The organism is Gemmatimonas sp., assembly GCF_046594945.1.
Classification (GTDB): domain Bacteria; phylum Gemmatimonadota; class Gemmatimonadetes; order Gemmatimonadales; family Gemmatimonadaceae; genus Gemmatimonas.
Genome location: NZ_JBKJRB010000036.1, coordinates 1 through 6,327, shown reverse-complemented (window position 1 = coordinate 6,327; position 6,327 = coordinate 1). Strand labels below are relative to the sequence as shown.

The window sequence follows — 6,327 nt, the reverse complement described above, 5'->3', positions numbered from 1 at the left end:
TTCGTGCCGGCCGCTCGCGCTGTCGTTGCTCCGGTGTTTACCGCGCCGGTTGCCGCCACGCCGACGGCCACGCCGACGGCCACCCCGAGCTTCGGTTCGGCGGTGGCTGGTCACATCGGTAGCAGTGGTGAGCGTCTCACGCGCAGTGAGGCGTTCGACTTGGTACGCCGCGCCGTCGAAGCGCTGGTGCAGGGTGATGACGCGACGAGCGCCAGCGCGGCGCGCACGAAGGCGTTCGAACTGCTCGGCCGCGACAGCGAGTCGCTGAGTTCGCGCATGTTCGAGCGCATCCTGCAGGACGCGCACGACGCAAACATGATTGACCTCCGTCGTCGTGGAAACGACTTCGAAGTCGCTCGGGCCGCTGACGCGGCATCGATCGTGGAGCAGCTCAAGACGGTCGACGATGCGCAAAAAGCCGAGGCCAAGGCGGCCGCGGCACTGCTCCCGCAGGCGCCACGCGGCATGGGTGCCCGCGGTGTCGCTCCGCGCGGTGGATCGCGTGGACGTGCCCCGGCCGGTCCGCCAGCCGACCTGCTCATGTTCGGCGTGGTCGGTGCCCGTCCGGTTGGAGCTGTGGCTCCAGCGACCAACGGCACGACGGCCGCGGCTATTCCAGCTCCGGTGGCTCCGGCCCCGGGTTTTGTCGCTCCGGCAGTCGCTCCGGCAGTCGCTCCGACCGTCGCTCACGCCGTGGTCGACCTGTCGGCGGCTCCGGCCGCTCCGGCCCGTGGTCGTGGGGCCAAGCCGGCGGCCAAGAAGGCGGCTCCGGCCAAGACCGCTCCGGTCAAGACATCTGCTCCCGCCGCGAAGAAGGCGGCAGCCAAAGCACCGGCGAAGGCACCGGCGAAGGCACCGGCGAAGCCCGTGCCCAAGGCCGCCAAGGCCCCTGCCAAGGCGGTAAAGACGGCGGCCAAGGCTCCGGCTCCTGTCGCCAAGAAGGCGGCCGCGAAGGCCCCGGCCAAGAAGGCCGCGAAGAAGCGTTAACATGCTGTTCGGTGCCCCACTGCCGGCCGGGTTTTACGACCGGGATCCGGCAGTGGTGGCCCGCGAGCTCCTTGGCGCCGTCCTGCGCCTGGAGGATGCGCTGGGAGCTGTCAGTGGCCGGATCGTGGAGACCGAGGCGTACCTCGGCCCCCACGATCCGGCGTCGCATTCGGCAGTAGGCCGCACCGCGCGCACGTGGCACATGTTCGGCCCGCCGGGCATCGCCTACGTGTACTTCGTGTACGGCATGCACTGGTGCGTCAACGCGGTCACGCGCGAAGAAGGTTTCGGCAGCGCCGTACTCATTCGTGCGCTCGAGCCGCTGGAAGGCCTTGAGCGCATGCGCTCGCGACGCCCCAAGGCGTCCCGTGACGCCCAGCTTTGCGACGGGCCGGCCAAACTCTGCGCCGCCCTCGGCATCGCTCGCTCGCTCGATGGTGCTATGCTCACCGGTGGTTCGGCGCTGACCATTCATGCCGGGGTGCCGGTATCGGACGATCAAGTCGAAGTGGGTCCGCGAGTCGGGATCAGCAAGGCGGTGGAGTGGCCGCTGCGGTTTGTAGTGCGAAGTAGGGAGTAGGGAGTAGGGAGTAGGGAACCCACAACGCCAAACTTCCACTCACCACGAAAGACTCACGTGAGTGGAAGGTATTGAGTAAAAGTGTGGAGTCGTGAGTGGACTCCGCCTCACACGCTATGCCCGCCGGACCGCCAACAACGTCACGTCATCCGCCGCCGGCTCGCCCGCGGCATGCTCGTGCACGGCGTCGAGCACTCGGTCGAGCAGGACATCGACCGAGTCGGCAGGCGCGGTCAGGAGCGCATCCGTGGCGTCGTCGCCGAACAACAGTCCGTTTGGCGCCCGGGACTCGGTGATCCCATCGGTCAGCACCAGCAGCGTCTCGCCCGGCTCGAGGACGATCGTGCCGGCGGTAAACGGGATCTCCGGCAGCATGCCCACGGCCGGTCCGGTTGGCGGCAGCATGGCGCGCACGGTGCCGGTGGCGCGGACCACGCGCGGCGGTTCGTGCCCACCATTCACATAGGCGATCGTCCCGGTGGCCGGATCGAGCGCCCCTACGAATAGCGTCGCGAACATGTTCGCCCGGCCGTGGGTGTTGGCGATGTAGTCGTTCGTCACCGTGACCGCATGCAACACCCTCGACTCCAGCATCTCCACTGAGTGCGACCCGATCTGCGAGGCAGACACGGCGCGAATCAGGGATCGAAACAGCGCCATGAACAGCGCGGCACCGACGCCCTTGTCGCACACATCGCCCAGCACGAGCGCCACCGCGCCGTCGGGCAAACGGAACGCGTCGTAGAAATCACCGCCCACTTCGCGCGCCGGTTCAAAACGTGCCGCGAACTGATAGCCGGGAACCGTGGGCAGGCTCTCTGGAAGAAAGTCGCGCTGAATGCGGGCGCCCACCTCCAGATCTTTCTGCATGCGTCGGCTGCGCGCCTGCTCGCGGTCGCGCAGTCGCTTCTTCTCGAGTGATGCACCCACGCGCGCCCGCAGCAGCACGGGATCGAACGGCTTCGGGAGATAGTCTTCCGCCCCCAGCTCGATGCACTTCACAACGGTCTCGAGTTCGGTGTTGGCCGAAATCATGATGACCGGAATGTGCTGCGTGCTCTCGTTCGCCTTGAGCGCCGTGAGTGCGCCGATGCCGTCGAGCACCGGCATCATGACGTCCAGCATGATCAGATCCCAGTTCCCTTCGCGCGTCAGGTCGAGCGCTTCCTGTCCGTCGTTGGCGGTCGTCACGACATGTCCCATCCGCTGCAGGCGACGCGACAGCAGATCGCGGTTCACTTCGACATCGTCGACCACCATGATGCGTGCCGGGGCCGACCGGTCGTCGGCCATCGGAGTCGTCACAGGCCGGGCGTCGGAAGCGGGGCGGCCATCGATGCCTGCAGCAAGCGTCGCAAGTACGGCATCTGTTCTTCAGCGGCGCGTTCGCCCTGTTCGATGAGATACGGGATGTGCTGCGTCTCGGTGAGACCGATGTGGCGATCGAGAATGGGCATGATCGGCAGCACTTCGGCGTGGTGGGCCACACTATAGAAGGCGAAGGTGGCGCGGAGCAGGTGATTGGTTACGATCGTGGACGTTCGCCCCAGCGCATTCACCAGTGAACGGACCTCGGCGTTCATCTGACTTTCGAAGCCCATCGCGAGGATGATGTCGCAGCCTTCACGGATTGCGACATCGATCGGGAGCGGGTTCGACGCGCCCCCGTCCACCAGCATGCGGCCATCGACTTCCCAGGCGCGCAGCAGCATCGGGATCGCGATGCTGGCCCGCGTGGCGTCAGTGATACGTCCCGAATCGAGTACGACTTTGTCGCCCGTGCGAAAATCGGTGGCTGACTGCAGCAGCGGGATCTTGGTGTCGGCAAAGGTGCGCTCGCCGAACAGCGATTCGAGCACCTTCCACACCTGCCGGTCGTCCACCATGCCCACGCGCTCGTGATAGCCCATGAACATCGGGGCGATCGCGCGCAGCAGGGAGCGGTAATGCAGCTTGTTGAAGAGGTCCTTCCACAGCACGAGCGTTTGCCGCTCGATGTCGGCGGCACTGTCTCCGAGGGCGTAGAGCGCGCTGTAGATCGCACCGCCACTGCACCCCACCGCGACGTCCACCGGAATCTTCTCCCGCTCGAGCACCTTGAGCAGTCCCACTGCGGCGGTGCACTTGATGCCGCCGGACCCGATCACCAAGCCGATGCGCGCGCGGCGTTCGCCAAAGTCCCCGAGTGACCGTTCACCGGTGGAGCCAAGTCGGATAGACATCAGCGGGCGGTCATGAAGGCACCGCGGCCAAGAGCCGACGCAGGTACGGAAGCTGTTCGCGCATCGCGGCGTCACCCTCATCGATGAGGAGCGGGATCTTTCCGGTATCGAACAACCGGATACGCTGCGAGAACTGCGGAATCACCGCGATCACTTCGCTGTGGTGCGCGAGTCCGTGGAACGCGAACGAGGCCTTGAGCAGGTTGTTCGTCATGATGCTACTGAGCTGGAACGCGAAGCGTCCCCCCGACGTGACCCGTTCCTGGTACGGACTTTCGAATCCCATGGCGATGATCACATGCGCGCCTTCGCGAATCGCCACCCCCACCGGCAGCGGATCGGAGAGAAACCCGTCGATGCACAGCCGGCCGTTCACCTCCCAGGGGGCGAACGCAAACGGAATCGCAATGCTGGCGCGCACGGCATCCGCGATGCGGCCTTCGCTGATCGTGACCTGCTCGCCGGTGCGGAAATCGGTGGCGGTGATAAAGAGCGGGATCTTGCAGTCGGCAAAGGTGAGATCGCCGAAGGCGCTCGTCAGTCGCTCCCACACCACGTGGTCCTTCTTGAGGCCGAACCGTTCGGTGAAGCCGAGCAACTTGGGGAACAGCATGCGCATCAGCGCCGCGCGATCGGGCTGCGCGGTCACGTCACGGGTCCACAGCGAGGTGCTCATCGCTGCCGCTTCTTCGGCATTCCTTCCCAGCGCGATCGCGGCCGCGTAAATCGATCCACCGCTGCAGCCGACTACCAGGTCGATATCGATCGACTCACGAGCCAGACATCGCTGGAGTCCAATCGCGGCCGCGCACTTCACGCCACCCGACCCGATCACCAGCGCAATGCCGTTCCCCTCACGGCTCACTTGGCGCCGCCCATGTTCGCGAAGCTGGCGACGGCACTGTCGACATCCGCGAAGCATTTAAGGATGCTGGTGAATCCGCTCAACTCCAGCACCTGTCGCACATTTGGGCGGATATCGGCGATCCGCAGATCGCCCCCGCGCTGGCGCGCTTCCTTGAGCGTGGACAACAGCACCCGCAGTCCGGCGCTGCTGGTGTACTCGACGGCGCCGAAGTGGGCCACGAGTCGCGTTCTGCCGGCCGCGACTTCGTCGAACAGGGCCGTGACCAACGTATCGGCGGTGAGCGCATCGATGCTGCCGGCAACCGCCACGATCGTGACGTGCTCCTGCTGTGTGATCGATATCTGCATGGCTAAACAGGTCCTGAAGAGGAAGCGCTGGCGGCGCCGCGCTTGATAAGCGTCAATCGGTTCAGCATGCCCTGCGCGCTGGACACCGAGTCGTAACTCAGATCGTCCACCATCTGCTTCACGAGAAACCAGCCGAGACCGCCGATCGGGCGGTCTATCCAGTCGGAAACGAGATCGGGAGCTGGGGCATCGGCGGGATCGAACGGCTGCCCGCGGTCTTCTACGACAATGATGGCATCATCTCCGCTCCGGCGCACGGAAACGCGTGTTGGTCCGGGAGCGAGTCCGTCGGTCGCGTGTTCCACGAGGTTGGCGCACACTTCATCAACGGCGAGTACAATCGCATCGGTGACGCCCGCGCAACCTAGGTCGGCGAGCGTCTCGCGGAGGAACTGCCGGATGTCGCCCAGCCGGTCGAGCGTGAGCGGTGACAGGGCGAGGATGCGCTCGGCGTGGGAGTCGGAGGGCTCAGTCATGCAGGCTCTTTCCGCTGGCGAGGGGAATCTGGTACATACGGGTCTGGAAGGAGATCGGTTCGGAGTCGTCTACCTCGTCGCCCGCCGCTGACTCGATGGAGTCCGGTGCCGGTCCCTGGGCGGGGAGCATGACGGTGAACGTGGAGCCGCTGCCGGCTTTCGATTCCACTTCGATGTCGCCACCCATCATCAGCGTAAAGCGCCGGCAGAGCGCGAGGCCGAGCCCCGTGCCGCCGTGATCGCGCTGCGTGGTGGCGTCAGCCTGTGCGAACGCCTGAAAGAGACGGCCGAACTGCTCGCGGGTGAGTCCGATGCCGGTGTCCTCCACGCTGAGCGCCAAGAAGTCCTCACCGTGCCGTTCGGTGCGCACGGCACGCAAGGTCACCGTGCCGTTGGTGGTGAATTTGCCGGCATTGGAGAGGAGATTGAGCAGCACCTGACGCACCTTGCCGGGATCGGCCGTCATGCGGCCCACGTCGGCCTCGCTGTGGACCTCGAACTGATTGCCCTGCTTCTTCACGACCGGCGCGGCGGTGCCTTCCACCTCGCGCATCAGCGTCGCCACATCGACGGTTTCGAGATTGAGGTCCATGCGCCCGGCTTCGATCTTCGAGAAGTCGAGCACGTCGTTGATCAGTCCTAATAGATGCTTGCCGGCGACCGTGATCTTTTTGAGGTCGCTGGCGATCTCGCCCGGCGTCATGTCGGCGGCGTCTTCCTGCAGCATTTCGCTATAGCCGATGATGGCGTTCAGCGGCGTGCGCAGCTCGTGGCTCATGTTTGCCAGGAACATGCTCTTGGCGCGGCTGGCCGATTCCGCCTTTTGCTGCGCCTCCGTGGCGACGTC

The 6,327-nt window shown here is 65.6% G+C and carries 8 protein-coding genes; 2 read left to right on the top strand and 6 right to left on the bottom strand.

Going from position 1 to position 6,327, the window contains the following annotated elements:
• Window positions 1-987, top strand: a 987-nt coding sequence (locus ACLL97_RS04360) for a hypothetical protein (protein WP_411279255.1), incomplete at its 5' end; no start/stop codon positions are given.
• Between the two features lies 1 nt (window position 988).
• Window positions 989-1,567: a DNA-3-methyladenine glycosylase gene (locus tag ACLL97_RS04355; protein WP_411279254.1), complete on the top strand. Its 579-nt coding sequence runs from the start codon at window positions 989-991 to the stop codon at window positions 1,565-1,567.
• A gap of 114 nt (window positions 1,568-1,681) precedes the next feature.
• On the opposite strand, the gene ACLL97_RS04350 is transcribed toward ACLL97_RS04355, so the two are convergent.
• The 6 genes from ACLL97_RS04350 to ACLL97_RS04325 all read right to left on the bottom strand — a co-directional run.
• Window positions 1,682-2,872, bottom strand: coding sequence for a PP2C family protein-serine/threonine phosphatase (locus ACLL97_RS04350; RefSeq protein WP_411279253.1), 1,191 nt, complete (start codon window positions 2,870-2,872; stop codon window positions 1,682-1,684).
• Window positions 2,869-3,789, bottom strand: coding sequence for a patatin-like phospholipase family protein (locus tag ACLL97_RS04345; RefSeq protein WP_411279252.1), 921 nt, complete (start codon window positions 3,787-3,789; stop codon window positions 2,869-2,871). Before ACLL97_RS04345 ends, ACLL97_RS04350 begins: the two co-directional genes overlap by 4 nt.
• 10 nt (window positions 3,790-3,799) lie before the next feature.
• On the bottom strand, window positions 3,800-4,654 hold the full coding sequence (locus ACLL97_RS04340; RefSeq protein ID WP_411279251.1) for a patatin-like phospholipase family protein: 855 nt from the start codon (window positions 4,652-4,654) through the stop codon (window positions 3,800-3,802).
• Window positions 4,651-5,004 carry an STAS domain-containing protein gene (locus ACLL97_RS04335; protein ID WP_411279250.1) on the bottom strand — a complete coding sequence of 118 codons (354 nt, stop codon included), beginning with the start codon at window positions 5,002-5,004 and terminating at the stop codon, window positions 4,651-4,653. Before ACLL97_RS04335 ends, ACLL97_RS04340 begins: the two co-directional genes overlap by 4 nt.
• A 2-nt stretch (window positions 5,005-5,006) precedes the next feature.
• Window positions 5,007-5,480 (bottom strand): ATP-binding protein, encoded by a 474-nt coding sequence (locus tag ACLL97_RS04330; RefSeq protein ID WP_411279249.1) that lies wholly within the window; start codon window positions 5,478-5,480, stop codon window positions 5,007-5,009.
• A partial coding sequence (locus tag ACLL97_RS04325; RefSeq protein ID WP_411279248.1) for a sensor histidine kinase occupies window positions 5,473-6,327 on the bottom strand: 855 nt, incomplete at its 5' end. The genes ACLL97_RS04330 and ACLL97_RS04325, both read right to left, overlap by 8 nt.

Coding starts and splice junctions, on each gene's coding strand:
- ACLL97_RS04355 (WP_411279254.1), top strand. CDS start 989: ATGCTGTTCGGTGCCCCACTGCCGGCCGGGTTTTACGACCGGGATCCG.
- ACLL97_RS04345 (WP_411279252.1), bottom strand. CDS start 3,789: ATGTCTATCCGACTTGGCTCCACCGGTGAACGGTCACTCGGGGACTTT.
- ACLL97_RS04335 (WP_411279250.1), bottom strand. CDS start 5,004: ATGCAGATATCGATCACACAGCAGGAGCACGTCACGATCGTGGCGGTT.
- ACLL97_RS04330 (WP_411279249.1), bottom strand. CDS start 5,480: ATGACTGAGCCCTCCGACTCCCACGCCGAGCGCATCCTCGCCCTGTCA.